Genomic DNA, 24,901 nt, shown 5'->3' with positions numbered 1-24,901 from the left:
CGCACGACCCGGACGCTGGATCAGCATCCTGCTCATCGTCCTCGGCGCGATCGGCGCCGTGCTCGCCGTCGGCGGCGGGGCGCTCCGCGGCATCGCCGCGCACGGCTCGACCGCCGGCTCGTGGAGCGCGGGCGCCGACGGCGTCGACGAGGTGCGCATCGCGAGGCTCGGCCGCCGACGTCGAGGTCGTGTTCGGCGACGTCGACGAGGCGACCCTGGAGGTCACGAGCTCCGGCGGGCCGCTCGCCCCGTGGCGCCTCGAGCGCGACGGCGCCGCCCTGGTGGTCGAGGACGAGCGCGACGGCTGGCTCGGCGGCGACCTCGGGCTCGGCGGCCGCGGCTGGGGCTGGGGCGACTGGGAGCGCCGCTCGGCGCAGCAGCAGGCGGTGCTCACGCTCCCCGCGTCGCTCGAGCGCTCGCAGCCCGCCCTCGCGGCGGAGGTGCGGGCCGGCAGCCTCGACGTCGACGGCGCCTGGGGCGACGTGGCCCTCGACCTGCACGGCGGCCAGCTCGACATCGCCGGCTCCGCCGCGTCGCTCGACCTCGCGGTCGCGGCGGGCGAGGCGCGCCTGGACCTCGAGGTGGCGGGCGCCGTGGTCGTCGACGTGAGCGCGGGCCGCACGACGGGCGCCCTCGTCGGCGCGCAGCCCGCATCGATCCGCGCGAGCGCGAGCGCGGGCAGCATCGAGCTCGACGTGCCCGACGGCGACTACGCGGTCACGGAGGACGTCTCGGCGGGGAGCGCCCGCATCCTCGTCGACGAGGACCCCGCCGCCGCCTCGACGATCGACGTCGAGGCGAGCGCGGGCAGCGTCGTGCTCCGCGGTCGCTGAGCCTTCCGGGCGGGCTCGATCCGGGCCCGCCCGGCGCGGTAGCATCGAGGCACACGCATCGATCCGGCCATCACCGGGGAGCGGTCGGCAGAACGGCAGCAGCACCGCGAGGGCTGCGGCTCACTAGATCCGAACGGTTCAGGCCCGTCATCGCCCGAGCACGAAGCGGCGTCCGCCCCGACGGGGCGGACGCAAGCGGGGTGGTACCGCGCGAGAGCGTCCCCGCATCCGAGACGCCCAGGCCCCTGGGCAGGCAGATGGATGCAGGAGACCCGCGTGACCGACCAGCAGCGCAGCGTCGATTCCCCCCGGCGCTACCCCCTCTCGAGCGACGCCCCCGTCGTCGCGAGCCCCGACCTGCCCGCGATCGAGCGCGGCATCCTCGCCTTCTGGAAGGGCGACGACACCTTCCGCGCCTCGCTCGAGCGCCGCGAGGGCTGCCAGGAGTGGGTCTTCTACGACGGCCCGCCCTTCGCCAACGGCCTGCCGCACTACGGCCACCTCCTCACCGGCTACGCCAAGGACGTCTTCCCGCGCTTCCAGACCATGCGCGGCAAGCAGGTGCCCCGCGTGTTCGGCTGGGACACCCACGGCCTGCCCGCCGAGCTCGAGGCAATGCAGCAGCTCGGCATCACCGAGAAGGCCGAGATCGAGGCCATGGGCGTCGACGTCTTCAACGGCAAGGCGCGCGAGTCGGTGCTGCGCTACATGGACGAGTGGGAGGCCTACGTCACCCGCCAGGCCCGCTGGGTCGACTTCGAGGGCGGCTACAAGACCCTCGACCTCGACTACATGGAGTCGGTGATGTGGGCGTTCAAGACGCTCCACGACAAGGGCCTCGCCTACGAGGGCCACCGCGTGCTGCCGTACTGCTGGCGCGACGAGACGCCGCTCTCGAACCACGAGCTGCGCATGGACGACGACGTCTACCAGGATCGCCAGGACACGACGCTCACCGTCACCTTCCCGATGCGCGGCGAGCGCGCGGAGGCGCTCGGGCTCGTCGGCGTCGAGGCGCTCGCCTGGACGACGACGCCCTGGACGCTGCCGACGAACCTGGCGCTCGCGGTCGGGTCCGAGATCCCCTACGCGGTCGTGCCCGCCGGCCCCGCCGGCACCACCGCGGGCGAGGGCGCGTTCCTGCTCGCCGAGCCGCTCGTCGGCGCCCACGCGAAGGACCTCGGCTACGAGGACGCCGCGGCCGCGACCGCGGCGATCGAGCGCACGGTCGTCGGCGCCGAGCTCGCCGACGTCGAGTACGAGCCGATCTTCGACTTCTTCGCCGACGCGGAGCAGTGGGGCACCGAGCGCGCCTTCCGCATCCTCGTCGACGACTACGTCTCCACGGGCGACGGCACGGGCATCGTGCACCAGGCGCCCGCCTACGGCGAGGACGACCAGCGCATCACGAGCGCCGCGGGCATCCCCACGATCCTCTCCGTCGACGACGGCGGCCGCTTCCTCTCCTCGGTGCCGCCCGTCGCGGGCCAGCAGGTCTTCGAGGCGAACAAGCCGCTCTCGCGCATGCTCAAGGAGGCGGGCCGCGTGCTCCGCCAGGCCAGCTACGTGCACTCCTACCCGCACTGCTGGCGCTGCCGGAACCCGCTCATCTACAAGGCGGTCTCGAGCTGGTTCGTGCGCGTCACCGCCATCAAGGACGACCTGCTCGCCGCGAACGAGCAGATCACCTGGGTGCCCGAGAACGTCAAGCACGGCCAGTTCGGCAAGTGGCTCGAGGGCGCGCGCGACTGGTCGATCAGCCGCAACCGCTACTGGGGCAGCCCCATCCCCGTGTGGGTCTCGGACGACCCGGAGTTCCCGCGCACCGACGTGTACGGCTCGCTCGACGAGCTCGAGCGCGACTTCGGCGTGCGCCCCACCGACCTGCACCGGCCGGCGATCGACGAGCTGACCCGCCCGAACCCCGACGACCCGTCGGGGCGCAGCACCATGCGCCGCATCCCCGACGTGCTCGACGTGTGGTTCGACTCCGGCTCGATGCCCTTCGCGCAGGTGCACTACCCGTTCGAGGCGACCCGCTGGTTCGAGACCCACAGCCCCGCCGACTACATCGTCGAGTACATCGGGCAGACGCGCGGCTGGTTCTACGTGCTGCACGTGCTCTCGGTGGCGCTCTTCGGCCGCCCGGCGTTCCGGAACGTCATCAGCCACGGCATCATCCTGGGCGACGACGGCTTCAAGGCCTCCAAGTCGCGCCGCAACTACCCCGACGTCAACGAGTCGTTCGACGCCTACGGCTCGGATGCGGTGCGCTGGAACCTGCTGCAGGGCTCGATCCTGCGGGGCGGCAACTTCGTCGTCTCGGAGGAGGGCATCCGCGAGGCGCTGCGCCAGTTCCACCTGCCGCTGTGGTCGACCTGGTACTTCTTCGCCACCTACGCCAACCGCGCGCAGGGCGGCCAGCCGTACCTCGCGAAGCGCTCGACGGCGTCGACCGACGTGCTCGACCGCTACATCCTCGCGAAGCTCCGCGACACGGTCGAGACCGCCGGGGCGAGCCTCGAGCGCCTCGACGCGACGGGCGCGACGCTCGCCGTGCGCGAGTTCCTCGACGTGCTCACGAACTGGTACGTGCGCCGCTCGCGCGACCGCTTCTGGGAGGGCGTGGCCGAGGACGGCAGCGGCTCCGAGGCCTTCGACACCCTCTGGACGGTGCTCGAGACGCTGACGCGCATCGCCGCGCCGCTCTCGCCGCTCGTCGCCGAGGAGGTGTGGAAGGGCCTCACGGGCGAGCGCTCGGTGCACCTCACCGACTGGCCCGAGGCCGCGGCGCTGCCGGAGGACCCCGCGCTCGTCGCGCAGATGGACGCGGTGCGCGCCATCGCGAGCGTCGGCAACGCGCTCCGCAAGCAGGCGCGCAAGCGCGTGCGCCTGCCGCTGCCGCGCCTCACGGTCGTCGGCGAGGTCGACGTCGCACCCTTCGCGGGCGTGCTCCAGGACGAGCTGAACGTGCGCGAGGCCGTGCTCGAGGCCGCGGGGCCCGACGCGCTCGAGCGCTACGGCATCAGCCGGCGCCTGCAGGTCAACGCCCGTGCCGCGGGCCCGCGCATCGGCAAGGGCGTGCAGACGGCCATCCAGGCCGCCCGCGCGGGCGACTGGTCGATCGACGGCGACGTCGTCGTGGCAGGCGGCATCGCGCTCGAGCCCGGCGAGTACGAGCTCGCGCTCGAGGTCGCCGACGAGGCCGCGGCCGTGGGCTTCCTGCCCGGCGGCGGGTTCGTGGTGCTCGACACCGCCACGACGCCCGAGCTCGAGGCCGAGGGCCTCGCGCGCGACGTCGTGCGCGCCGTGCAGGCCGCGCGCAAGGACGCGGGGCTCGACGTGAGCGACCGCATCCGCCTCGTGCTCGGCTCCGACGCCCACGGCGTCGCCGCCATCGAGGCGAACGCCGCGCTCGTCGCCGGCGAGACGCTCGCGCTCGACGTGCAGGTGGAGCGGGTGGACGACGCGGCGGGCGAGCTCGCCGACGCCGGCACCGCGCACCGCGTCGGCGACGGCTCGCCGCTGTCGATCCGCCTCGAGCGCGCCGTGGCCGAGGAGGTGCAGGCATGAGCGACGACCAGCTGCCCCCGGCGCTGCCCGAGGACGCCGGGCGCGACGTCGACGACCGCATCCTCGACTCGCTCGAGGACCGCGAGGCCGCGCAGGCCGCCTACGAGGCGCTGCTCGAGCGCGCGGGCGAGCAGGCCGTCGAGCCGCGCATCGCCGCGACGCGCCGCGCCGTCGAGCTGCTCGGCGACCCGCAGCGCTCGTTCCGCGTCGTGCACCTCACGGGCACGAACGGCAAGGGCTCCACGGCCCGCATGGTCGACGCGCTGCTGCGCGCCCACGGCCTGCGCACGGGCCTGCTGACGAGCCCGCACCTCGAGCGCGTCACCGAGCGCATCATGATCGACGGCGAGCCCGTGACCGACGAGGCCTTCGCTCGCGGCTACGAGGACATCGAGCCGTTCCTCGCGATGGTCGACGCCGAGCTCGAGGCGGCGGGGGAGCGGCGGCTGACGTTCTTCGAGGCCTTCACGGTGCTCGCGCTCGCCGTCATGGCGGACGCCCCCGTCGACGTGGCCGTGCTCGAGGTGGGCATGGGGGGCACCTGGGACTCCACGAACGTCGCCGACGGCGACGTCGCCGTCATCACGCCGATCGCGCTCGACCACACGAACCGCCTCGGCTCGACCGTCGAGGCGATCGCGCGCGAGAAGGCGGGCATCATCAAGCCCGAGGCGATCGCGGTCTCCGCCGCGCAGGCCCCCGAGGCGCTCGCGGTGCTCGAGGCGCGCGCCAACGAGGTCGGCGCGACGCTGCTCGTCGAGGGCCGCGACTTCGCGCTGGAGTCGCACGCGGTCGCCGTCGGCGGCCAGCTGGTGACGGTCCACGGCCTCGCCGCCGAGTACATCGACCAGCTCGTGCCGCTCATGGGCGCCCACCAGGGCAGGAACGCCGCGCTCGCGATGGTCGCCGTCGAGGCCTTCCTCGGCGGCGGCCGCCAGCCGATGACCGGCGAGGTGCTCGCCGCGGGCCTCGGCGCGGCCACCTCGCCCGGCCGCCTCGAGGCGATCGGCGCGCACCCGCTCGTCGTCGTCGACGCCGCCCACAACCCGCACGGAGCCGAGGCGCTGCGCGTCGCGCTCGGCGAGTTCTTCGGGCTCGAGCGCGTGACGCTCGTGCTCGGCGTGCTCGCGGGCAAGGACGCCGCGGGCGTGCTCCGCGCGCTCGAGCCCGTCGTCGACGAGGTCGTCGTGACCCAGTCGACGTCGGAGCGCGCCGTCGACGCCGACGAGCTCGCGGCGGTCGCCGTCGAGGTGCTGGGCGCCGAGCGCGTGCTCGTCGAGCCCGACCTCGGCACGGCCGTCGAGGCGGCGCGCGACGCGGCCTCCGACCGCGGCGGCGCCGTGGTCGTCACGGGCTCCATCACGCTGCTCGGCGACGTGCTCGCCCATGCGCGCGAGGCCGGCTGGCTGCAGCGGCCCGACGCGCGCCGCCAGGCGGCCACCATCCGCATCACCGACGAGGAGGAGCGATGACCGAGGCTCCGCGCCCGCGCCGCGCGCGTCCGAAGCGCGGCGCCATGGAGGCGCTGCTGCGCATCACCCACGGCCTCCAGGCCGCGGGGCTCGCCTTCGGCGCGCTCGCCACCTGGGGCGTGACGCGCGACTGGCCCGCTCCCGTCGCCTTCCTCGCGGTCATGGTGCTGCTCATCGGCACGATGCCCCTGCTCTCGCGCCCGTGGGGCTGGATCCCGAGCCTCGGCGTGCAGGTGCTCGTCGCGGCGCTCACGGTCTTCGAGCCCGTCTGGGGCGTCGTCGCCGCCGCGCTCGTCGCGCTCTGGATCTACTGCTTCTCGAAGGCGCGGCAGATCGAGCGCCAGCGCCGCGCCGCCGGCCTCGACCCCCGCGGAGCCCCGGGGGAGTGACCTCCGCACGAGGCCCCCGCCAGCCCTCGCGGGGCACGGCGGGGGCCTCGCCCGTCGGTAGGCTGGGAGCCATGCAGAGCACCCTCGTCCTCATCAAGCCCGACGGCGTCCGCCGCCAGCTGACCGGCCAGATCCTCGCCCGCATCGAGGCCAAGGGCTACGCGATCGCCGACCTGCGGCTCGTGACGCCCGAGCGGGCGCTGCTCGAGGAGCACTACGCCGAGCACCGCGGCAAGCCCTTCTTCGAGCCGCTCGTCGAGTTCATGCTCTCGGGGCCCTCCGTCGCGATCCGCCTCGAGGGCGACCGCGTCATCGAGGGCTTCCGCTCGCTCGCCGGCACCACCGACCCGACGACCGCGGCGCCCGGCACGATCCGCGGCGACCTCGGCCGCGACTGGGGCCTGCCCGTGCAGCAGAACCTCGTGCACGGCTCCGACTCCGAGGAGTCCGCCGCGCGCGAGCTCGCGCTCTGGTTCGCCTGATCCCGGGTCGCGCCCGCCGCGACCGCATGCACGACGCCCCGGGCCGAGCGGCCCGGGGCGTCGTCGTGCTCGGGGCTAGAGCCCGCCGAGCAGGAAGCGGGGGATGCCCGGCAGCGCGAGCATGATCGTCAGCACCACGGCGACCGCGAGCCCGAGCGAGAGCACCCAGCCCCACGACGAGAGCCGCGCCGCCGCGCGCCGCAGACCGGCCGGCGCCGGGATCGCGCCTGCGCCGATCGCCCAGGTCCACAGCGGGAACGACATCGCGTACATCGTCATCCAGACGAGGAAGCACCACGGGCACACGAAGCCGAGCACGAAGACCGACTGCGCGAAGAGCCACAGCACGAGCACCATGCCGCCGAGCACGCCGACCGAGAAGGCCGTCCACACCCAGCGCGGCAGGCGCGTGCCGCCGAGGGCGAGCGCACCCATGATGATGGAGGCAGGGAAGGCCATGAGGCCGATGAACGGGTTGGGGAAGCCGAAGATGCGGCCCTGCTCCGACTCCATCGCGCCCGAGCACGAGAGGAACGGGTTGACGTCGCAGGAGAGCTGCTCCTCCGGGAACTGCAGCAGGTGGATGCGCTCGACCGAGAGCGCGAAGGCGCCGATGAGGCCGATGATGCCCGTGACGACGAGCACCGCGCCGAGCCAGCGCGGCGCTGCGATGTGCGCCGCCGCGGGGTCGGGGCGCTCAGGTGCGGCCGGGGCGTCGGCGCGGGATGCGGTGCGGGTGCTCATGGGACCTCCTGCGCACATCCTGCCAGGCGCCCGGCGGCGGGCACGGGCGCGCGCGCCCTGGATCTGCCATGAGCCGCGCCGGGCACGACCGAGGGGACGGCGATGAGCTTCGACCTCGCGACGCTCGCCGCCTTCACCGCCGGGGTCGTCGTGATCGTGCTGCTGCCCGGGGCCAACAGCCTGTACGTGGCGACGACGGCGCTCCGCGCCGGCACCCGGGCGGGCTTCCGCGCGATGCTCGGCGTCTTCACGGGCGACGCCGTGCTCATGGTGCTCGCCGTGCTCTCGGCGCAGGCGCTCGCGGCCAACCCCGTCGTCTACACGGTCCTCGTCTCGGCGGGCGCGCTCTACCTGCTGTGGCTCGCGCTCGGGCTCGTGCGCAGCGCGCTCGCGCGCATCCGCGCCCGGCGCGACCGCCGCGCCGAGCCGGATCCGACCGAGAGCCCGCTGCAGCCGCCGACGACGCCGAACCCGATCATCGCGAGCCCGCGGCTCTCGCCCTACCGCACGGCGCTCGTCACGAGCCTCCTGAACCCGAAGGCGATCCTGTTCCTCGCCTCGTTCTTCGTGCAGTTCATCGACCCCGCCTCGCCGACGCCGCTCGGCGACCTCGTGACCCTCATGCTGATCCTCGAGGTCGTCTCGGCCGCCTACCTCACGCTCCTCGTGCTCGTCGGCTCGCGCATCGGGCGGCGGGTGCAGCCGCACGGCAGGCTCGCGATCGCGGGCACGCTCCTCGCCGCGGCGGCCTTCGTCGCGCTCGCCGTGCGCGTCGTGCTCCCCTGAGCGCAGGCCCGAGCGGTGCGCGGCGCGTGCCCGCTCCCGGACTCCGCGTCCGTTCCTGCGCGCACGGAGCGCCCGTGGGGTAGACTCCCCGCTAGCGCGCCCGACGGGCGCACGCACAGGTTTTTCCGGGCGGCGAACGCCTCGCCCGGGCCATCCCCGAGAGGGGATGACAGGAAGCTTCGCGCCGGGCGCGTCCCGGGCCGCGACGAGAGATTCCGACCGGCGGCGCCGGTCGCGACAGGAGCACGCCAGCGATGGTGGACAACGACTCGACCCTCCCCGAGGGCACCGCAGCAGACCAGGCCGACCAGCTGGACCTCCAGCTCGAGGCGACGACGACCGACGCGGCCGACGACGCCGGGGCGGGGGCACCCGCGAAGCCGCGCCGCAAGCGAGCCACTGCCTCGCGCCGGCGGGCCTCCGAGGCCCCCGGCGACGCGCAGCCCGCCCAGCGCGAGACGGGCGAGGCGGCCGCCGCGCCGCTGGCCGTGGACGGGGCGGCAGCAGCGCCGCAGCCCGTCGCCGACGCGGCCGCCGAGGCGCGGCCGGCCGAGCGCGAGGCCGCGCTGCCCGCGGGCGACGCCGAGCCGGGCCACGAGCCCGGCCTCGTCGACCCCGGCCACGCCGACGCCGCGTCCGCCACCGAGGCCGAGCCCCAGGACGCCGGCGCCGAGCCGCGCTCCGACGCGGACGCCGCGCTGCAGGCGGCGCTCGCCATGCCCGAGGCGCCCGCGGGCCCCTTCGGCCTGCTCTTCCACGCGCCCGACCTCTCGGTGCTCCCGTCGCTCCCCGCGATCGACGGCGACGACGAGGACGAGGAGGAGGACGACGAGCCCTCGAACCGGCGCTCGCGCCGCTCGCGCTCGCGATCCTCGCGCACGGGCCGCGGCCGCGAGGCCGAGGACGAGAAGCCGCTCATCACCGAGCCGCAGCGCATCAAGGGCTCCACGCGCCTCGAGGCGAAGCGCCAGCGCCGCCGCGAGGGCCGCGACGCCGGACGCCGTCGCACCGTCGTCACCGAGACCGAGTTCCTCGCCCGCCGCGAGGCCGTCGAGCGCCAGATGATCGTGCGCTCGAAGCACGACCGCGTGCAGCTCGCCGTGCTCGAGGACGGCGTGCTCGTCGAGCACTACGTCGCGAAGTCGTCGGAGTCGAGCCTCATCGGCAACGTCTACCTCGGCCGCGTGCAGAACGTGCTGCCCAGCATGGAGGCGGCGTTCGTCGACATCGGCAAGGGCCGCAACGCGGTGCTCTACTCGGGCGAGGTCGACTGGGACGCCGCCGAGCTCGAGGGCCAGCCCCGCAAGATCGAGCTCGCGCTGAAGCCCGGCGACACCGTGCTCGTGCAGGTCACGAAGGACCCGGTGGGCCACAAGGGCGCGCGCCTCACGAGCCAGATCTCGCTGCCCGGCCGCTACCTCGTGTCGGTGCCCGGCGGCTCGATGAACGGCATCTCGCGCAAGCTCCCCGACACCGAGCGCGCGCGCCTGAAGAAGATCCTCAAGCAGGTGCTGCCGGAGGGCGTGGGCGTCATCGTGCGCACCGCGGCCGAGGGCGCCACCGAGGAGCAGCTCACGCGCGACGTCGAGCGCCTCACCCGCCAGTGGGAGCGCATCCAGCAGCAGCGGCAGTCGGGCAGCGCCCCGCAGCGCCTGCACGCCGAGCCCGACCTGCTCGTGAAGATCGTCCGCGACGTCTTCAACGAGGACTTCCACAAGCTCGTCATCCAGGGCTCCGAGGCCCTCACGACGATCCGCGAGTACCTCGAGGCCATCGCGCCCGACCTGCTCGACCGCGTCGAGGCCTACGAGGGCACCGACGACCCCTTCTCGCACTTCCGCATCGCGGAGCAGATCGACAAGGCGCTCGACCGCAAGGTGTGGCTGCCCTCCGGCGGCTCGCTCATCATCGACCGCACCGAGGCGATGACGGTCGTCGACGTCAACACGGGCCGCTTCGTCGGCGCCGGCGGCAACCTCGAGGAGACCGTCACCAAGAACAACCTCGAGGCGGCCGAGGAGATCGTGCGGCAGCTGCGCCTGCGCGACATCGGCGGCATCATCGTCATCGACTTCATCGACATGGTGCTCGAGTCGAACCGCGACCTCGTGCTGCGCCGCCTCGTCGAGTGCCTCTCGCGCGACCGCACGAAGCACCAGGTGGCGGAGGTCACGAGCCTCGGCCTCGTGCAGATGACCCGCAAGAAGCTGGGCCTTGGGCTCCTCGAGTCGTACTCGGAGGCGTGCGAGGTCTGCGCGGGCCGCGGCATCATCGTGCACCACGAGCCGATCTCGAAGCCGCAGCGGCAGCAGCAGGGCGAGCAGGGATCGGGCGGCGGCCGGCGCCGCGGTCGCGGCAAGGGCGGCGACCAGCAGCAGCAGGCGCAGCAGGGCCAGCAGGGCGGCCAGCAGGCGCAGAGCCACCAGCAGCAGAGCCACGGCGGCACGCACGCGATCACCGACGACATGCGCAAGGGCCTGTCGCAGATCGCCTCGGCGGGTCGCGGCAAGGCTCCCGATGAGCACGGCGAGCACGCCGCGGCCGACCACGCGGGCGCCGAGCCTGCGCCCGTCTCGGGCATCGTGGAGCCGCGCCCCGCCGCCGTCGAGGCGGTGGTCGAGGAGGCGAAGGCCGAGCCGGTCGTGACGATCCTCGACATCCCGGTGGCCGCCTCCGGCGAGACCGAGGACCGCCGCGCCACCCCCGAGGAGCTCGACGGGCTGCTCGGCGGCGCGCTCGACGCCCTCAAGGCTCCCGAGGCCGGCACGGGCCGCGCCGCGCGCCGCTCGCGCCGCGCGTCGTCCGGCGTCATCACCGCCAAGCCCGACGAGGCCTAGGCGCCGTCCGTCCGCAGCGGGGGAGCGGGATCGGCTACGGCCGGTCCCGCTCCTTCACGCGCAGTCCGCTCGCGATGAGCCGTCGCACGAGGTCCTTCGGCGGCACGCGCTCGGCCCCGAGGGCGACGAGCTCGTCGATGCGCGCCTCGGGCACGTCGTAGTGGTCGTGGTCGAAGCCGCGCTCGGGGATGCCCGCGCGGCGCGCGAAGGCGTGCAGCTCGGCGAGGGAGGCGTCGCTCACGAGGTGCGCCCACATCGTGCCGTGGTTCGGCCAGAGGGGGTCGTCGACGAGGATCGCCATGCCCCCGACGCTACCCGCGACACGGCACGCGCCGTGTTGACCGGGAGCGCGCGGCGCATGTAATGTTGTCGGTTGGCGCCAGTCGCGATTCCGCGCGCGCCACAAGCTTCGTCCCGGCCTCGGTCGGGAGTCGTTCCAACAGTGAGGATCCAGACGTGGTGTACGCAATCGTGCGCGCCGGCGGCCGGCAGGAGAAGGTCGAGGTCGGCTCGGTGCTCGTCGTCGACCGCATCGCAGCTGATGACAAGGGCAACGTCGAGCTCGCCCCCGTGCTGCTCGTCGACGGCGACAAGGTGACCTCGGACGCCGACGCGCTCGCCAAGGTGACCGTGACCGCCGAGGTCGTGACCGACCTCCGCGGCCCGAAGATCCGCATCCAGCACTACCGCAACAAGACCGGCTACAAGCGCCGCATGGGCCACCGCTCGGAGCTCACGCGCCTCAAGGTCACCGAGATCAAGTAAGGGGCTGACCAGACATGGCACACAAGAAGGGCGCATCGTCCACCCGCAACGGCCGTGACTCGAACGCGCAGCGCCTCGGCGTGAAGCGCTTCGGCGGCCAGGTCGTCAAGGCCGGCGAGATCCTCGTCCGCCAGCGCGGCACGCACTTCCACCCCGGCGCCGGCGTCGGCCGTGGCGGCGACGACACGCTGTTCGCCCTCGAGGCGGGCGCCGTGGAGTTCGGCCAGAAGGGCGGCCGCAAGGTCGTCAACATCGTCGCGGCCCAGTAGGCCTGGCGATCCAGCACTTCCGATGAGCGGGGCGGGCTTCGGCTCGCCCCGCTCTCGCATTCCCTGAGGAGACATCCGTGGCAACCTTCGTCGACCGCGTCACCCTGCACCTGCGCGCAGGGCACGGCGGCCACGGCTGCGTCTCCGTGCGCCGCGAGAAGTTCAAGCCCCTGGCGGGCCCCGACGGCGGCAACGGCGGCGACGGCGGCGACATCGTGCTCGTCGCCGACCCGCAGGTCACGACGCTGCTCGGCTACCACCGCGCACCGCACCGCGCGAGCGAGAACGGGCAGCCGGGCATGGGCGACCACCGCTCGGGCACGACGGGCGCCGCGCTCGAGCTGCCCGTGCCGGTCGGCACGGTCGTGACCGCGGCCGACGGCGAGGTGCTCGCCGACCTCGCGCACGCGGGCATGCGGCTCGTGGTCGCCGAGGGCGGCCAGGGCGGGCTCGGCAACGCGGCGCTGTCGAACCAGAAGCGCCGCGCGCCCGGCTTCGCGCTGCTCGGCACGCCCGGCTTCGAGGGCGACGTCACGCTCGAGCTGAAGACCGTCGCCGACGTCGCGCTCGTGGGCTTCCCGAGCGCCGGCAAGTCGAGCCTCGTCGCGGCGATGAGCGCCGCGCGGCCGAAGATCGCCGACTACCCCTTCACGACCCTCCACCCCAACCTCGGCGTCGTCGAGTCGGGCCAGACCCGCTACACGATCGCCGACGTGCCCGGCCTCATCGAGGGCGCGAGCGAGGGCAAGGGCCTCGGCCTCGAGTTCCTGCGCCACGTCGAGCGGTGCTCGGCGCTCCTGCACGTCATCGACTGCGCGACGCTCGAGCCGAACCGCGACCCGGTCTCGGACCTCAGGGTCATCCTCGCCGAGCTCGCCGCCTACCCCGTGCCCGAGGGCCAGACGCCGCTGCTCGAGCGCCAGCAGCTCGTCGCGCTCAACAAGGTCGACGTGCCGGAGGCGCTCGAGCTCGCGGAGTTCGTGCGCGAGGAGATCGAGGGCATGGGCTTCCGCGTCTTCGAGATCTCGACGATCGCGCACCGGGGCCTGCGGGAGCTCTCCTTCGCGCTCGCCGACATCGTCGAGCGGGACCGCGCGGCGAAGGCCGTCGAGGCCGAGCCCGAGCGCATCGTGCTGCGACCGCGCGCGATCGACGACGCCGGCTTCACCGTCAAGGTCGAGGGCAGCCACGAGGGTCCCGTCTACCGCATCCTCGGCGCGAAGCCCGAGCGCTGGGTGGCGCAGACCGACTTCCGCAACGACGAGGCCGTCGGCTACCTCGCCGACCGCCTCGCGAAGCTCGGCACCGAGGAGGCGCTGCTCAAGGCCGGCGCCGTCGCGGGCGCGACCGTCGTGATCGGCCCGGGCGCGGGCATCGTCTTCGACTGGGAGCCCACCATCGCCTCGGCGGCCGAGCTCGTCGGCAACCGCGGCACCGACCCGCGCCTGGACCGCAACGTGCGCCGCACGACCGCGGAGCGCCGCGAGCAGTACCACGAGCGCATGGATGCGAAGCAGGCCGCGCGCGACGAGCTCGGCAGCGAGCGCGACGCGGGCCTGTGGACCGACGACGAGGGCTTCGAGGTGCAGCGCTACGAGGAGGGCCAGCCCTCGTGAGCGCGGTCGACCCTGCGGCGGGCGAGCGGATCGTCGTCAAGGTCGGCTCCTCGTCGATCTCCGGCGAGCGTCGCGCGCAGATCGAGCCCCTGGTCGACGCGCTGGCGCGCCTGCACGCGCACGGCCAGGTCATCCTCGTCTCCTCGGGCGCGATCGCGACCGGCATGCCGTTCCTCGGCCTCGACGAGCGCCCGGTCGATCTGCCGCTGCAGCAGGCGGCGGCTGCCGTGGGGCAGAACGTCCTCATGAACCGCTACCAGCGCAGCCTCACGCGGCACGAGGTGGTCGCGGCGCAGATCCTGCTCACCGCCTCCGACATGGAGATGGACGCGCACCGCGCGAACGCGCGCAACGCGATCGAGCGGCTGCTCGAGCTGCGGATGCTGCCCATCGTCAACGAGAACGACACGGTCGCGACCCACGAGATCCGCTTCGGCGACAACGACCGGCTCGCGGCGCTCGTCGCGCGCCTCGTGGGCGCCGATCGCCTGATCCTGCTCTCGGACATCGCCTCGCTGCGCACGGCGCCGCCGGACGAGCCGGGCTCGGCGCCCATCGAGCGCGTCGCGTTCGGCGACCCGCTCGACGGGGTGCGGCTGGGCGCCTCCGGCTCGCACGTGGGCTCGGGCGGCGCCGCGACGAAGGTCGACGCCGCGCGCCTCGCGGCCGACGCCGGCGTGCGCGTGACGCTCACGGCCACCCCGCTGCTCGGCAGGCTGCTCGCGGGGGAGCGCCTCGGCACCGAGTTCGAGCCGAACCCGACCGCCGGCAGGTAGCCGCACGGGCCGCCGCGTCGCGGTCGGTGCACATGCGCGCGCCTAGGATCGGAGCATGGCCGAAGCCCGTGACCGCCTCGACGACCTCCTGCACGACGCGCAGCGCGCATCCCGCGCCCTCGGCACGGTCCCGGCGCCGCAGCGCCACGCGGCGATCGAGGCCATCGCGACGGCGATCGAGGGCGCGGCCGACGCGATCCTCGCCGCGAACGCCGAGGACCTCGAGCGCGGCCGCGCGGCGGGCCTCGCGAGCGGCCTCCTCGACCGCCTGCTGCTCGACCGCGACCGCATCGCGGGCCTCGCCGCAGCCGCCCGCGACCTCGCGGCGCTGCCCGACCCGATCGGCGAGGTGCTGCGCGAGCGCACGCTGCCCAACGGCCTCGAGCTCACCGAGGTGCGCGTGCCCTTCGGCGTCATCGGCGTCATCTACGAGGCGCGCCCCAACGTCACGGTCGACCTCGCGTGCATCGCGCTCGGCTCCGGCAACGCCGCGGTGCTCCGCGGCGGCTCGGCGGCCGAGCGCACGAACGCCGTGCTCGTCGCCGCCATGCAGGACGCGATGGAGGGCGCGGGCCTGCCGCGCCTCGCGGTGCAGACGATCGACCCCTTCGGGCGCGACGGCGCCGGCCGGCTCATGCGCGCCCGCGGCCTCGTCGACCTCCTCGTGCCGCGGGGGAGCGCGGCGCTCATCGACCGCGTCGTGACGGAGTCGACGGTGCCGGTGATCGAGACGGGCGCGGGCGTCGTCCACGCCTTCGTCGACCGCGCCGCCGACCTCGCGATGGCGGTCGAGATCGCGCTCAACGCCAAGACGCAGCGCACGAGCGTGTGCAACTCGCTCGAGACGCTCCTCGTGCACCGCGACGTCGCCGCGGAGGCCGTGCCGGCGCTCGCGGGCGCGCTCGCGGCGGCGGGCGTCACGATCCACGCCGACGCACCGCTGCCGGGCGTCGAGCGCGCCGAGCCGCTCGGCGAGGCCGGGTGGTCGACCGAGCACCTCTCGATGGACGTGGCGATCGGCGTCGTCGACGACCTCGATGCGGCGATCGAGCACATCAACCGCTTCGGCACCCACCACACCGACACGATCATCACGGGCGACGCGGCCGCCGCCGAGCGCTTCCTCGCCGAGGTCGACTCCGCGGTCGTCATGCACAACGCCTCCACCCGCTTCACCGACGGCGGCGAGTTCGGCTTCGGCGCCGAGGTGGGCATCTCGACCCAGAAGGCGCACGCGCGCGGCCCCATGGGTCTGCCCGAGCTCACGAGCACGAAGTGGATCGTGCGCGGCACGGGCCAGGTGCGGCCCTCGCCCTCGGCGCCGCGATAGGCTGGACCCATGACGCTCACGCTGCTCCTCGCCGCCGCCGAGGCTGGCCACCACGAGACGGGCCCCGCGCCGTTCATCGCCGGCGGCATCGCCGTGGCCGTGTTCCTGGTCTCGGCCATCGTCCTGCGGGCCTACCGCGACGTCAGCAACCGCGGCGCCGGGGGCCAGACGGGCTCCACGGACAACGTCTGACGCGCGTGGCGCAGCGCCCCCGCCGCCTGGGCATCATGGGCGGCACCTTCGACCCGATCCACCACGGCCACCTCGTGGCCGCCAGCGAGGTCGCGCAGCACTTCGGCCTCGACGAGGTCGTCTTCGTGCCGACGGGCCAGCCGTACCAGAAGCGCGACGCCTCGCCGAGCGAGCACCGCTACCTCATGACGGTGATCGCGACCGCCTCGAACCCGCGGTTCCGCGTGAGTCGCGCCGACGTCGAGCGCGACGGCCCGACCTACACGATCGACACGCTCCGCGACATGCGCGCCGCGCATCCCGACGCGGAGCTCTTCTTCATCACGGGCGCCGACGCCTTCGCGTCGATCGTCGAGTGGAAGGACGCCGACGAGCTCTGGAGCCTCGCGCACTTCGTCGCGGTGACGCGGCCTGGCCACCAGCTCTCCGCCTCAGGGTTCCCTTCGGACCGCGTCTCGCTCCTCGAGATCCCCGCACTTGCGATATCCTCGACCGATTGCCGAACGCGCGTCAGCGCGGGCTACCCGGTCTGGTACCTGGTGCCCGACGGCGTGGTGCAGTACATCAGCAAGCACGACCTCTACCGGAGACAGACAGCATGACCGATGCGAACGAGGGCCGCCCGCTCACGCGACGGCAGCTCCGTGAGCTCGAGCGCGCTGCCGAGCTCGCCCAGACCGGCGGCACGCCGCCCGTCCCGGACGAGGAGGCGCAGCGACGGCTGTCCGACGAGCCCGCCCGCGAGGGCCGCCACTCCACCCCGAGCGTGCCCGCGGCCGAGGCCGAGCTGCTCGAGGCGATCGACACCGCCCCCGAGGCGCCGGCGGCGGCCGCCGAGCCCGCGGCCGAGCCGGTCGTCGAGGAGCCTCCCGCGCCCAAGCCCGCCGGCCGCTTCTTCGGCCGCCGCGGCCGCGCCGCCGAGCCCGCCGCCCCCGCTGCGCCGGTCGAGGAGACCGTGGCGATCGACGCCGTCGAGCTCGAGTCCGCGAGCGACGACACCCCCGCGGCCGGCGTCGAGGTCATCGAGGCCGAGCTGCAGCCCGAGCGCTCGGTGCCCGCGCCCTCGTCGGCCCGCCGCTCGAGCGTCCCCATCGACGACGTCCAGGGGCTCGACACCGTCGACGACCTCGAGATCGACAGCCTCGAGATCGACGAGGTCCAGGTCGCGGGTCCCCGCGTCTCCGCGCTCCGCGTCGCGGAGTCGACGCCCGCCCAGCTCGAGGACCGCCGCGCGGCCGAGGCCGAGCCGGCCGAGGAGCCGACGCCGACGGGCCCCTCGCGCGGCCAGTCGCAGCGCCTCCCCGTCATCGTCAACGTCGTGCCCGACACCTCCGAGCACCACATCGCCGACCTGCGCGAGCAGGGCGTCGCCGGCTCCGGCGGCTCCTCGACGGGTGCCTTCACCGCGAACGCGCTCGTGCTGCCCGCGGGCGCCGACGCGCCCGAGTTCGCGCTCGAGGGCGACGACGGCGTGCTCGTGACCGGCTCGATCGACGTGCCCGAGGGCTTCGCGACCTCCGGACGCGGCCGCGCGACGATCGACGGCAACGACGTCGACGGCGAGGTCGCCGACGGCGAGGTCGCCAGCTCCGAGAACGCCCCCGTGCGCGCATCGCGCGCGGTGTCCTCGTACGCCAACGCACGCGTGCAGATCGCCCCGACGAAGCGCTCCACGAACGCCTGGCCGATCGCCATCGGCGTCGGCGCCGGCGCCTTCGTCGCAGCCGTGGGCGGCTTCCTCGCCCTCGCCCTGACCCAGGGCTGGCTCTGATCCACGTGCCCAGCACCAAGGAGGTCGGCCCATGAGCGCCGACGAGAGGTCCATCGCGCTCGCGCGCGCCGCAGCCCGAGCCGCCGACAAGGCGCTCGCCACCGAGCTCGTCGGCCTCGACGTCTCCGGCCAGCTGCCGCTGACCGACGTCTTCGTGCTCGCCACGGGGCGCAACGAGCGCCAGGTGAGCGCGATCGCGCGCGAGATCGAGGACCAGCTGATCCTCGACGGCGCGAAGCCGCTGCGCCGCGAGGGCCGCGCCGACGGCCGCTGGGTGCTGCTCGACTTCAGCGACATCGTCGTGCACGTCTTCCACGAGGAGGAGCGCACGTACTACTCGCTCGAGCGCCTCTGGCGCGACGCGCCGGTCGTCGACCTGCAGGTGCCCGAGCACGGCCAGGAGGCCGCGGAGGCCTGAGCGGCAGCGTGCTCGCGCGGCGCCCTACGCGATCGCGGGTGTGAGCGTGATGACGTTCGCCCAAGGGTCCTCGAAGCGCAGCGCCCTGCCGTCGTCCGCGACGGTGACGCCGCGCGCGGTGAGCCGCTCGCGCGCCGAGCCCAGCGCCTCGGCGTCCGGCACGGCGATCTCGACGCGGCCGAGGCCGAGCGAGTCGACCCGGCGGCCCGCGCCGCGCGAGTTCCACACGTTCATCGCCATGTGGTGGTGGTAGCCGCCCGCGCTCACGAAGAGCGCCGAGCCGCCGAGGCTCGCGGTCTCGGCGAAGCCGAGCGCGTCGACGTAGAAGTCGCGGGCGGTGGCGACGTCGCCCACCTGGAGGTGCACGTGGCCCACGGTCGCGCCGACGGGCGCGGTCTGCGGCACGCCGAAGGCGCCGCGCTCGAGGTGTCGCTGCACGAAGGCGTTGGGGTCGATGTGCTCGGTGGTCATGTGCACGTGGCCGTCCGCCCAGGTCCAGGTCTCGCGCGGCCGGTCGGCGTAGAGCTCGACGCCGTTGCCGTCGGGATCGGCGAAGTAGAAGGCCTCCGAGACGGCGTGGTCGCCCGTGCCGGCGAAGCGCAGGCCCGGCTGCTGCGACATCCGCACGATCGCCGCGGCGAGCGCGGCCTGCGTGGGGTAGAGGATCGCGGTGTGGAACAGGCCTGCCTGGGACGGGTCCGGGCCGCGGAGCTCCGGCGCCTCCTCGAGCACGACGAGCGCCCGGCCGCCGACCCCGAGGCTCCACGAGGCGCCGGCCGCCGTCGCCGCGCTCGGCGACGACCTCGAGGCCCACGCCCGCGGTGTACCAGGGGACGAGCCGCGAGAGCGCGGCCGTGCGGAGCATGACGGGACCCATCGCGGTCGCGTCGGGCAGCTGGTCGATCGTGTGCATGGGTGCCTCCACGCGGTGCAACGCGCGCGGCGCAGGCGCATTCCGCCGCAGGCCCTGCCGCGGCGCGGCCCGCCGGTAGGATCGGATCACGTGAGCGAGAGTCTGTGGACGGCCCCGGCCGACGAGCTGCTGCGCCGCACCGCCTCGGCGGCGCCGACCCCCGGCGGCGGCTCCGTCGCCGCCATCTCCGGTGCCTTCGGCGTGGGCCTCGTGCTCATGGCGATCGCGGTCACCGACGACGCCGCGCTCGACGCGCATCGAGCTCGCGGCGAGGCGATCCTCGAGCGCGTCGTGCCCGCCGCCGACGCCGACGTCGTCGACTTCCGGGCCGTCATGGCCGCCTACGGGCTGCCGCGGGGCGACGAGGCCGAGCGCGCTGCGCGCACCGCGGCCATCCAGGCGGCCTCGGTCGACGCCACGGGCACACCGCTCGCGCTCGTCGAGGCGCTCGTCGACGCGCTGCGCCTCGCCGCCGAGGTCGAGCCGCTCGTGAAGCGCTCGATCGTGAGCGACGTGCACGCGGGCGCCGACCTCGTCGCGGGCGCCGCCCGCGCAGCGGTGCGCACCGCCGACATCAACCTCGTCGCGCTCGAGCGCGGCGACGCCCCGGCGGCCGCCGGGCTCCGGGCGCGCAGGGACGCGCTCGTCGCCGCACTGGAGGAGGCAGCGTGACCGCGACCGTGCTCGACCCGTCGACCGTGGCGAAGCAGTACCGCGCGGAGGTGCGCGCGAGCGTCGAGGCGCGCGGCCGCGCCCCGCGGGTGGTGGGCCTGCTGAGCCAGGAGGAGGGCCCCGCCGCCACCTATGCGCACTACGCGACCCGCGGCGCGAGCGCCATGGGCATCGACATGGCGGTGCGGCAGGTCGCGCCCGCCGAGGTCGTCGCGGCGATCGCGCAGGCCAACCTCGACCCCGAGGTCGACGGCATCTTCCTTTACTACCCGCTCGCCTCGCGCGCCGAGGACCGCTGGCTGCGCGAGCTCGTCGACCCGCGGAAGGACGTCGAGGGCATGCACTCCTACTGGAGCCGCCTGCTCTACGAGAACCGGCGCTACGTCGACGACGAGCAGACGCAGCGCGCGATCCTGCCGTGCACGCCCCTCGCGATCCTGAAGCTGCTCCACGAGGCGGGCATGCGCGGCACGGGGGAGGAGGCGCCCCTGCAGGGCGTCACCGCGTGCGTCATCAACCGCTCCGACATCGTGGGCCGGCCGCTCTCGGCGATGCTCGCGAACGACGGCGCGCGCGTGCACTCGCTCGACCTCACGGGATCCGTGGTCTTCGAGCCCGCGATCGGCCGCCGCGCGCACGACGTGCGCGAGAGCGGCGTCACGCGCGCGGAGGCGCTCGCGCAGGCGGACGTCGTCATCACGGGCGTGCCCTCGAGCAGCTTCGAGCTGGTGCGGGCGGATGAGATCCGCGAGGGTGCGATCTGCGTCAACGTCGCCGAGGTCGAGAACTTCGACGAGTCGATCCTCGAGCGCGCGTCGGTCTACGTGCCGCGCGTCGGCCCGCTGACGATCGCGATGGCGATGCGCAACCTCGTGCGGCTCGCGGCCACCCGCGAGGCCTAGCGCGGCCGCCGGCGATCCGCTAGCGGCCCTTCTCGGCGAGGTCGCGCTCGAGCACGGGCGCGAGCCGGAACGGGATGAGCTCGCCCATCGAGAGCCAGGTCTCGGTGCGCTCGACGCCGTCGCACGCGAGCACGAGCTTGTTGATGCGGTAGAGGTCCTCGGCGTCGCGGCACACGGCGCGCACGAGCACGTCGGCCTGGCCGGAGAGGCCGAAGGCCTGCACGACCTCCGGGATCTGCTTCAGCTGCTCGACGACGTGGTCGATGCGCGGCTGGTCGACGTGCGTGGCCATGAAGACCGTGAGCGGGTAGCCGAGCGCCGCCGCGTGGAAGCGGCGGTCGAAGCCCTGCAGGGCCTCCGAGGCCTCGAGCGCCGCGACGCGGTTCTGCACCGTGTTGCGCGCGAGCCCGAGCCGCTCGGCGATCGCGGCGTTGGTCGCGCGCGGGCGCTCGGTGAGGTCGAGCAGGATCCGACGGTCGGTGTCATCGACGATGCGCATGCTGCGCAATCTAGCGCAGGTGGCGGCGGTGGGGAATGCGCGCGCCGCTCAGCCGGAGTGTCGCAGATTGCGCGAGGTGCGAACCGGGGGTAGCGTCGCACCACGACCCCGGGGGCGACCGCGCCCGAGGTCAGGCCGGCGCCCACGAGGCGCTTCGAACGAGGAGGTTCGACCGTGTCGCTCACGATGCCCGCACCCGACCCGCAGCTCGCGCTGGGGCTCGACGAGCCGCTGCGCGTGCTCGACCTGGACGGCTCCAGGCTGACCAGCGAGGTCCTCGACCCGCACCTCGGCGACGTCGACGAGACGGCCCTCACGAACCTCTATGTCGACATGGTGCGCGTGCGCCGCCTCGACACCGAGGCCTTCGCCCTCACGCGCCAGGGCCACCTCGTGCTCTGGCCGCCGCTGCTCGGCCAGGAGGCCGCGCAGGTCGGCACCGCCCGCGCGCTCCGCGACGACGACTGGGTCTTCGGCTCGTACCGCGAGCACGGCTTCGCGCTGCTGAAGGGCGCCGACCTCGCCGAGTTCGCGCGGGTCTGGAAGGCCTACGCGCACGCGGGCTGGGACCCGCAGGCGATGCGTATGGCGCCCGCCCAGATCATCATCGGCGCGCAGTCGCTGCACGCGACGGGCTTCGCCATGGCCTCGAAGCTCGACGGCTCGGACGACGTGGCGCTCGCCTGCTTCGGCGACGGCGCGACGAGCGAGGGCGACGTGAACGAGGCGCTCGTGTGGGCCGCGGCCTTCCAGGCGCCCGTCGTCTTCCTCTGCCAGAACAACCAGTACGCCATCTCGGAGCCCGTCGCCGTGCAGTCGGGCACGCCGCTGGCGCTGCGCCCCACCGGCTTCGGCATCCCCTCGATGCGCGTCGACGGCAACGACGTGCTCGCGATGCACGCCGCCGCCCGCATCGCCTTCGACCGCGCCCGCTCGGGCGGCGGCCCCACCTTCATCGAGGCCGTCACCTACCGCCGCGGCCCGCACACGACGACCGACGACCCCAAGCGCTACCGCGACGAGGCCGAGGTCGAGGCGTGGATCGCCAAGGACCCGATCGACCGCGTCGAGCGCGCGCTCGAGCGCATGGGCGCCAACATGGAGGCCGTGCGCGCCGAGGCGAAGATCCGCGCCGACGAGCTCGCGAAGGCGCTGCGCCACGCGGCGGAGCACGCCGAGCCGCCGACCGCAGACAGCATCTTCGACCACGTCTACGCCGAGCCGACGAAGCGGGTGGAGCGCCAGCGCGCCGAGCACGCCGCGTTCGTCGCGAGCATCGCCCAGGAGGGCCACCGATGACCGAGACCCTCACGCTCGCGAAGGCCGTCAACGCCGCGCTCGCCGACGCCCTCGAGGGCGACGACCGCGTGCTGCTGATGGGCGAGGACATCGGCCAGCTCGGCGGCGTCTTCCGCGTCACCGACGGCCTGCAGGACCGCTTCGGCACGCAGCGCGTCATCGACGCCCCGCTCGCAGAGTCGGCCATCATCGGCACGGCCGTGGGCATGAGCTACCGCGGCTTCCGGGTGGTCGCCGAGATCCAGTTCGACGGCTTCATCTACCCCGCGTTCGACCAGATCGTCGCGCAGGTCGCCAAGCTGCGCTACCGCTCGCAGGGCCGCGTCTCGGTGCCGCTCACGATCCGCGTGCCCTACGGCGGCGCGATCGGCTCGGTCGAGCACCACTCCGAGTCGCCCGAGGCGTACTTCGCGCACACGGCCGGCCTCCGCGTCGTCACCGCCTCGACGCCGCAGGAGGCGTACTCGACGCTCCGCGCCGCGATCGCGAGCGACGACCCCGTGCTGTTCTTCGAGCCGAAGGGCAAGTACTACACGAAGGGCGAGGTCGACCGCACGATCGTGCGCGACCTCGAGACCGCGAGCATCGTGGCGCAGGGCCGCGACGTGACGATCGCCGCCTACGGCCCCACGGTCGAGACCGCGATGCGCGCCGCGATCGCCGCCGCCGACGAGGGCATCGAGGTGGAGGTCATCGACCTGCGCTCGATCTCGCCGCTCGACGTCGACACCGTCGTCGAGTCGGTCCGCCGCACGGGCCGCCTGGTCGTCGCGCACGAGGCGCCCGGCGAGGTCTCGGTCTCCTCCGAGCTCATCGCCTCGGTCGCCGAGCGCGCCTTCTCGAGCCTCGAGGCCGCGCCCGAGCGCGTCACGGGCTACGACACCCCCTACCCGCCGTCGGCCGTGGAGCACGACTACCTGCCGAGCCTCGACCGGCTGCTCGACGCCGTCGACCGCACGCTCGGCCGCCGGAGCTCGCGCACCGGCCTCGTCCTGGAGGGCGCACGATGAAGACGTTCCTGCTGCCGGACCTCGGCGAGGGCCTCACCGAGAGCGAGGTCGTCGCCTGGCGCGTCGCCGAGGGCGACACCGTCGAGCTCAACCAGCCGCTCGCCGACATCGAGACGGCGAAGGCCGTCGTCGAGCTGCCGAGCCCCTACGCGGGCGTCATCTCGAAGCTGCACGCGGGCGAGGGCGAGACCGTCGCAGTCGGCGCCCCGCTCATCGAGTTCGACGTCGACGGCGCGGGTGCGGCGCCCTCGCCTGCGCCCGCCGACGAGCCCGCGCCCTCGCCCGAGGCCGGGCCCGTCGCGACGCCGGAGGCGAACGAGGTGGCCCCCGCACCCGAGGCGCCCGCCGAGCCTGCGCCCGCCGAGGCCGAGCCCGAGAAGGTGCAGGTGCTCGTCGGCTCGATCACGGTGCACGGCGGCAAGCCCCAGCGCGCCGCGCGCAGCTGGGACGTCGAGCCCTTCGTGCGCGCAGAGCGCCGCGGCCCCAACCGCGCGATGCCGCCGGTGCGGAAGCTCGCGAAGGACCGCGGCATCGACCTGCAGTCCGTGCGCGCCTCCGGCGACGGCGGCCTCGTCACGCGCGCGGACCTCGACGGCCACGGCGCCGCCGCGCCGGCCGCCGCACCCGCGTCGACGCGCGAGAAGGTCACGGGCCTCCGCAAGCACACGGCTGCCGCGATGACGCAGTCGGCGCTCACCGTGCCGCACGCCGCCACCTTCCACCAGGTCGACGTGACCGAGACGCTCGCGCTCGCGAAGTCGGGCGACGCCTCGTTCCTCGCCCTCGCGAGCCGTGCGATCCTGCTGGCCGCGAAGCGCTGGCCCGACGTCACGGCAGCCTTCCACGCCGACACGAACGAGCTCGAGCGCTTCGCGCACGTCAACCTCGGCATCGCCGTCTCGACCGACCGCGGCCTCGTCGTCGCGTCGATCGACGAGGCGGAGACGATGGACGCCGTGCGCCTCACGGCCGAGATCCGCGACCGCGCCGTGCGCGCCCGCGAGGGCTCGCTGTCGATGGCGGAGCTCACCTCCTCGAACATCACGATCTCGAACGTGGGCGTCTTCGGCGTCGACGGCGGCATCCCGATCCTGAACCCGGGGGAGTCGGCGATCATCGCGCTCGGCGCCATCCGTCGCCTCCCGTGGGAGCACGAGGGGCAGATCGCGCTCCGCGACGTGTGCACCGTCACGGTGTCGTTCGACCACCGCGTGCTCGACGGCCGCGAGGCGGCGGGCTTCCTCGCCGACATCGCCGCCGTGCTCGAGCGCCCGTCCCTCGCCCTGGCGCGGTAGGACGCATGGCGCTGCCCTCCCACACCCTCACCACGGCCGTCGAGCCGGCCTCCGAGCA

General features: G+C 74.3%; 25 protein-coding genes. 21 read left to right on the top strand and 4 right to left on the bottom strand.

What is annotated here, in order from left to right; genetic code table 11:
* Nucleotides 1-188: 188 nt before the first annotated feature.
* The 5 genes from OVA14_RS12545 to ndk all read left to right on the top strand — a co-directional run bounded on the left by OVA14_RS12545 (nt 189) and on the right by ndk (nt 6,749).
* Nucleotides 189-833 carry a hypothetical protein gene (locus OVA14_RS12545; RefSeq protein ID WP_267504166.1) on the top strand — a complete coding sequence of 215 codons (645 nt, stop codon included), beginning with the start codon at nt 189-191 and terminating at the stop codon, nt 831-833.
* A 261-nt stretch (nt 834-1,094) separates the two neighbouring features.
* Nucleotides 1,095-4,406, top strand: coding sequence for an isoleucine--tRNA ligase (gene ileS, locus OVA14_RS12540; protein ID WP_420710594.1), 3,312 nt, complete (start codon nt 1,095-1,097; stop codon nt 4,404-4,406).
* Nucleotides 4,403-5,878, top strand: a complete 1,476-nt coding sequence (locus OVA14_RS12535; protein ID WP_267504164.1) for a bifunctional folylpolyglutamate synthase/dihydrofolate synthase — start codon at nt 4,403-4,405, stop codon at nt 5,876-5,878. Before ileS ends, OVA14_RS12535 begins: the two co-directional genes overlap by 4 nt.
* Nucleotides 5,875-6,267 (top strand): DUF4233 domain-containing protein, encoded by a 393-nt coding sequence (locus tag OVA14_RS12530; RefSeq protein WP_267504163.1) that lies wholly within the window; start codon nt 5,875-5,877, stop codon nt 6,265-6,267. The genes OVA14_RS12535 and OVA14_RS12530 overlap by 4 nt, the downstream gene beginning before the upstream one ends.
* 71 nt (nt 6,268-6,338) lie before the next feature.
* The gene (gene ndk / locus OVA14_RS12525) at nt 6,339-6,749 is read left to right on the top strand and encodes a nucleoside-diphosphate kinase (RefSeq protein ID WP_267504162.1); all 411 of its coding nucleotides are present in this window, start codon (nt 6,339-6,341) and stop codon (nt 6,747-6,749) included.
* A 75-nt stretch (nt 6,750-6,824) separates the two neighbouring features.
* Here the strand turns inward: ndk and OVA14_RS12520 are convergent, their stop codons facing one another.
* Nucleotides 6,825-7,493: a vitamin K epoxide reductase family protein gene (locus OVA14_RS12520; RefSeq protein WP_267504161.1), complete on the bottom strand. Its 669-nt coding sequence runs from the start codon at nt 7,491-7,493 to the stop codon at nt 6,825-6,827.
* Between the two features lie 102 nt (nt 7,494-7,595).
* Here OVA14_RS12520 and leuE point away from each other — a divergent pair, with 102 nt between their 5' ends.
* Both leuE and OVA14_RS12510 read left to right on the top strand, forming a co-directional pair.
* Entirely contained in the window at nt 7,596-8,279 is a 684-nt protein-coding gene (gene leuE, locus OVA14_RS12515) for a leucine efflux protein LeuE (RefSeq protein WP_267504160.1), read from the top strand.
* A 254-nt stretch (nt 8,280-8,533) separates the two neighbouring features.
* The gene (locus tag OVA14_RS12510) at nt 8,534-11,116 is read left to right on the top strand and encodes a ribonuclease E/G (RefSeq protein WP_267504159.1); all 2,583 of its coding nucleotides are present in this window, start codon (nt 8,534-8,536) and stop codon (nt 11,114-11,116) included.
* 34 nt (nt 11,117-11,150) lie between these two features.
* On the opposite strand, the gene OVA14_RS12505 is transcribed toward OVA14_RS12510, so the two are convergent.
* Nucleotides 11,151-11,417 carry a DUF4031 domain-containing protein gene (locus OVA14_RS12505; protein ID WP_267504158.1) on the bottom strand — a complete coding sequence of 89 codons (267 nt, stop codon included), beginning with the start codon at nt 11,415-11,417 and terminating at the stop codon, nt 11,151-11,153.
* A 155-nt stretch (nt 11,418-11,572) separates the two neighbouring features.
* On the opposite strand from OVA14_RS12505, the gene rplU reads away from it, so the two are divergent.
* From rplU to rsfS, 9 genes are all read left to right on the top strand, one after another.
* A complete protein-coding gene (rplU, locus tag OVA14_RS12500) occupies nt 11,573-11,881 on the top strand; it encodes a 50S ribosomal protein L21 (protein WP_188717795.1) in 309 nt (102 codons plus the stop codon).
* 14 nt (nt 11,882-11,895) lie between these two features.
* Nucleotides 11,896-12,150, top strand: coding sequence for a 50S ribosomal protein L27 (gene rpmA, locus OVA14_RS12495; protein WP_267504157.1), 255 nt, complete (start codon nt 11,896-11,898; stop codon nt 12,148-12,150).
* 77 nt (nt 12,151-12,227) lie between these two features.
* Nucleotides 12,228-13,766 (top strand): GTPase ObgE, encoded by a 1,539-nt coding sequence (obgE, locus tag OVA14_RS12490; protein WP_267504156.1) that lies wholly within the window; start codon nt 12,228-12,230, stop codon nt 13,764-13,766.
* Nucleotides 13,763-14,542, top strand: a complete 780-nt coding sequence (gene proB, locus OVA14_RS12485; protein ID WP_267504155.1) for a glutamate 5-kinase — start codon at nt 13,763-13,765, stop codon at nt 14,540-14,542. Before obgE ends, proB begins: the two co-directional genes overlap by 4 nt.
* Nucleotides 14,543-14,597: 55 nt before the next feature.
* Complete coding sequence (locus OVA14_RS12480) at nt 14,598-15,872, top strand: glutamate-5-semialdehyde dehydrogenase (RefSeq protein ID WP_267504154.1); 1,275 nt, start codon at nt 14,598-14,600, stop codon at nt 15,870-15,872.
* 9 nt (nt 15,873-15,881) lie between these two features.
* Entirely contained in the window at nt 15,882-16,064 is a 183-nt protein-coding gene (locus OVA14_RS12475; protein WP_267505606.1) for a hypothetical protein, read from the top strand.
* 5 nt (nt 16,065-16,069) lie between these two features.
* A complete protein-coding gene (gene nadD / locus OVA14_RS12470; protein ID WP_420710593.1) occupies nt 16,070-16,666 on the top strand; it encodes a nicotinate-nucleotide adenylyltransferase in 597 nt (198 codons plus the stop codon).
* A complete protein-coding gene (locus OVA14_RS12465) occupies nt 16,663-17,835 on the top strand; it encodes a hypothetical protein (protein WP_267504153.1) in 1,173 nt (390 codons plus the stop codon). The genes nadD and OVA14_RS12465 overlap by 4 nt, the downstream gene beginning before the upstream one ends.
* A gap of 31 nt (nt 17,836-17,866) precedes the next feature.
* Nucleotides 17,867-18,253: a ribosome silencing factor gene (gene rsfS / locus OVA14_RS12460; protein ID WP_267504152.1), complete on the top strand. Its 387-nt coding sequence runs from the start codon at nt 17,867-17,869 to the stop codon at nt 18,251-18,253.
* Nucleotides 18,254-18,277: 24 nt separating this feature from the next.
* Here rsfS and OVA14_RS12455 read toward each other — a convergent pair whose 3' ends face one another.
* Nucleotides 18,278-18,985 (bottom strand): VOC family protein, encoded by a 708-nt coding sequence (locus OVA14_RS12455; protein WP_267504151.1) that lies wholly within the window; start codon nt 18,983-18,985, stop codon nt 18,278-18,280.
* A 271-nt stretch (nt 18,986-19,256) separates the two neighbouring features.
* Between OVA14_RS12455 and OVA14_RS12450 the strand changes: the two genes are divergently transcribed.
* Entirely contained in the window at nt 19,257-19,838 is a 582-nt protein-coding gene (locus OVA14_RS12450) for a cyclodeaminase/cyclohydrolase family protein (RefSeq protein WP_267504150.1), read from the top strand.
* Nucleotides 19,835-20,740 (top strand): bifunctional methylenetetrahydrofolate dehydrogenase/methenyltetrahydrofolate cyclohydrolase, encoded by a 906-nt coding sequence (locus OVA14_RS12445; RefSeq protein WP_267504149.1) that lies wholly within the window; start codon nt 19,835-19,837, stop codon nt 20,738-20,740. Before OVA14_RS12450 ends, OVA14_RS12445 begins: the two co-directional genes overlap by 4 nt.
* A 19-nt stretch (nt 20,741-20,759) precedes the next feature.
* Here the strand turns inward: OVA14_RS12445 and OVA14_RS12440 are convergent, their stop codons facing one another.
* A complete protein-coding gene (locus tag OVA14_RS12440; protein WP_267504148.1) occupies nt 20,760-21,239 on the bottom strand; it encodes an Lrp/AsnC family transcriptional regulator in 480 nt (159 codons plus the stop codon).
* A gap of 186 nt (nt 21,240-21,425) precedes the next feature.
* Here OVA14_RS12440 and pdhA point away from each other — a divergent pair, with 186 nt between their 5' ends.
* The 3 genes from pdhA to OVA14_RS12425 are packed head-to-tail and all read left to right on the top strand — an operon-like array spanning nt 21,426 to nt 24,843.
* Nucleotides 21,426-22,538 (top strand): pyruvate dehydrogenase (acetyl-transferring) E1 component subunit alpha, encoded by a 1,113-nt coding sequence (pdhA, locus tag OVA14_RS12435; RefSeq protein ID WP_420710664.1) that lies wholly within the window; start codon nt 21,426-21,428, stop codon nt 22,536-22,538.
* Nucleotides 22,535-23,548 carry an alpha-ketoacid dehydrogenase subunit beta gene (locus OVA14_RS12430; protein WP_267504146.1) on the top strand — a complete coding sequence of 338 codons (1,014 nt, stop codon included), beginning with the start codon at nt 22,535-22,537 and terminating at the stop codon, nt 23,546-23,548. Before pdhA ends, OVA14_RS12430 begins: the two co-directional genes overlap by 4 nt.
* Nucleotides 23,545-24,843 carry a dihydrolipoamide acetyltransferase family protein gene (locus tag OVA14_RS12425; protein WP_267504145.1) on the top strand — a complete coding sequence of 433 codons (1,299 nt, stop codon included), beginning with the start codon at nt 23,545-23,547 and terminating at the stop codon, nt 24,841-24,843. Before OVA14_RS12430 ends, OVA14_RS12425 begins: the two co-directional genes overlap by 4 nt.
* The last annotated feature ends 58 nt before the right edge of the window (nt 24,844-24,901 follow it).

This window comes from Agrococcus sp. SL85, from assembly GCF_026625845.1.
Taxonomy (GTDB): Bacteria; Actinomycetota; Actinomycetes; order Actinomycetales; family Microbacteriaceae; genus Agrococcus.
Note: the sequence above shows the minus strand (reverse complement) of the source record. Positions and strands in the feature narration are given on the sequence as shown.

What these genes read in the sequence shown, in the direction of transcription:
- pdhA (WP_420710664.1), top strand. Translation starts at nt 21,426, where the DNA reads ATGCCCGCACCCGACCCGCAGCTCGCGCTGGGGCTCGACGAGCCGCTG.
- OVA14_RS12430 (WP_267504146.1), top strand. Translation starts at nt 22,535, where the DNA reads ATGACCGAGACCCTCACGCTCGCGAAGGCCGTCAACGCCGCGCTCGCC.
- rsfS (WP_267504152.1), top strand. Translation starts at nt 17,867, where the DNA reads ATGAGCGCCGACGAGAGGTCCATCGCGCTCGCGCGCGCCGCAGCCCGA.
- ndk (WP_267504162.1), top strand. Translation starts at nt 6,339, where the DNA reads ATGCAGAGCACCCTCGTCCTCATCAAGCCCGACGGCGTCCGCCGCCAG.
- OVA14_RS12510 (WP_267504159.1), top strand. Translation starts at nt 8,534, where the DNA reads ATGGTGGACAACGACTCGACCCTCCCCGAGGGCACCGCAGCAGACCAG.
- OVA14_RS12440 (WP_267504148.1), bottom strand. Translation starts at nt 21,239, where the DNA reads ATGCGCATCGTCGATGACACCGACCGTCGGATCCTGCTCGACCTCACC.
- OVA14_RS12480 (WP_267504154.1), top strand. Translation starts at nt 14,598, where the DNA reads ATGGCCGAAGCCCGTGACCGCCTCGACGACCTCCTGCACGACGCGCAG.
- ileS (WP_420710594.1), top strand. Translation starts at nt 1,095, where the DNA reads ATGCAGGAGACCCGCGTGACCGACCAGCAGCGCAGCGTCGATTCCCCC.
- OVA14_RS12530 (WP_267504163.1), top strand. Translation starts at nt 5,875, where the DNA reads ATGACCGAGGCTCCGCGCCCGCGCCGCGCGCGTCCGAAGCGCGGCGCC.
- OVA14_RS12520 (WP_267504161.1), bottom strand. Translation starts at nt 7,493, where the DNA reads ATGAGCACCCGCACCGCATCCCGCGCCGACGCCCCGGCCGCACCTGAG.
- leuE (WP_267504160.1), top strand. Translation starts at nt 7,596, where the DNA reads ATGAGCTTCGACCTCGCGACGCTCGCCGCCTTCACCGCCGGGGTCGTC.
- rpmA (WP_267504157.1), top strand. Translation starts at nt 11,896, where the DNA reads ATGGCACACAAGAAGGGCGCATCGTCCACCCGCAACGGCCGTGACTCG.
- OVA14_RS12425 (WP_267504145.1), top strand. Translation starts at nt 23,545, where the DNA reads ATGAAGACGTTCCTGCTGCCGGACCTCGGCGAGGGCCTCACCGAGAGC.
- OVA14_RS12535 (WP_267504164.1), top strand. Translation starts at nt 4,403, where the DNA reads ATGAGCGACGACCAGCTGCCCCCGGCGCTGCCCGAGGACGCCGGGCGC.
- OVA14_RS12465 (WP_267504153.1), top strand. Translation starts at nt 16,663, where the DNA reads ATGACCGATGCGAACGAGGGCCGCCCGCTCACGCGACGGCAGCTCCGT.
- OVA14_RS12505 (WP_267504158.1), bottom strand. Translation starts at nt 11,417, where the DNA reads ATGGCGATCCTCGTCGACGACCCCCTCTGGCCGAACCACGGCACGATG.
- OVA14_RS12475 (WP_267505606.1), top strand. Translation starts at nt 15,882, where the DNA reads ATGACGCTCACGCTGCTCCTCGCCGCCGCCGAGGCTGGCCACCACGAG.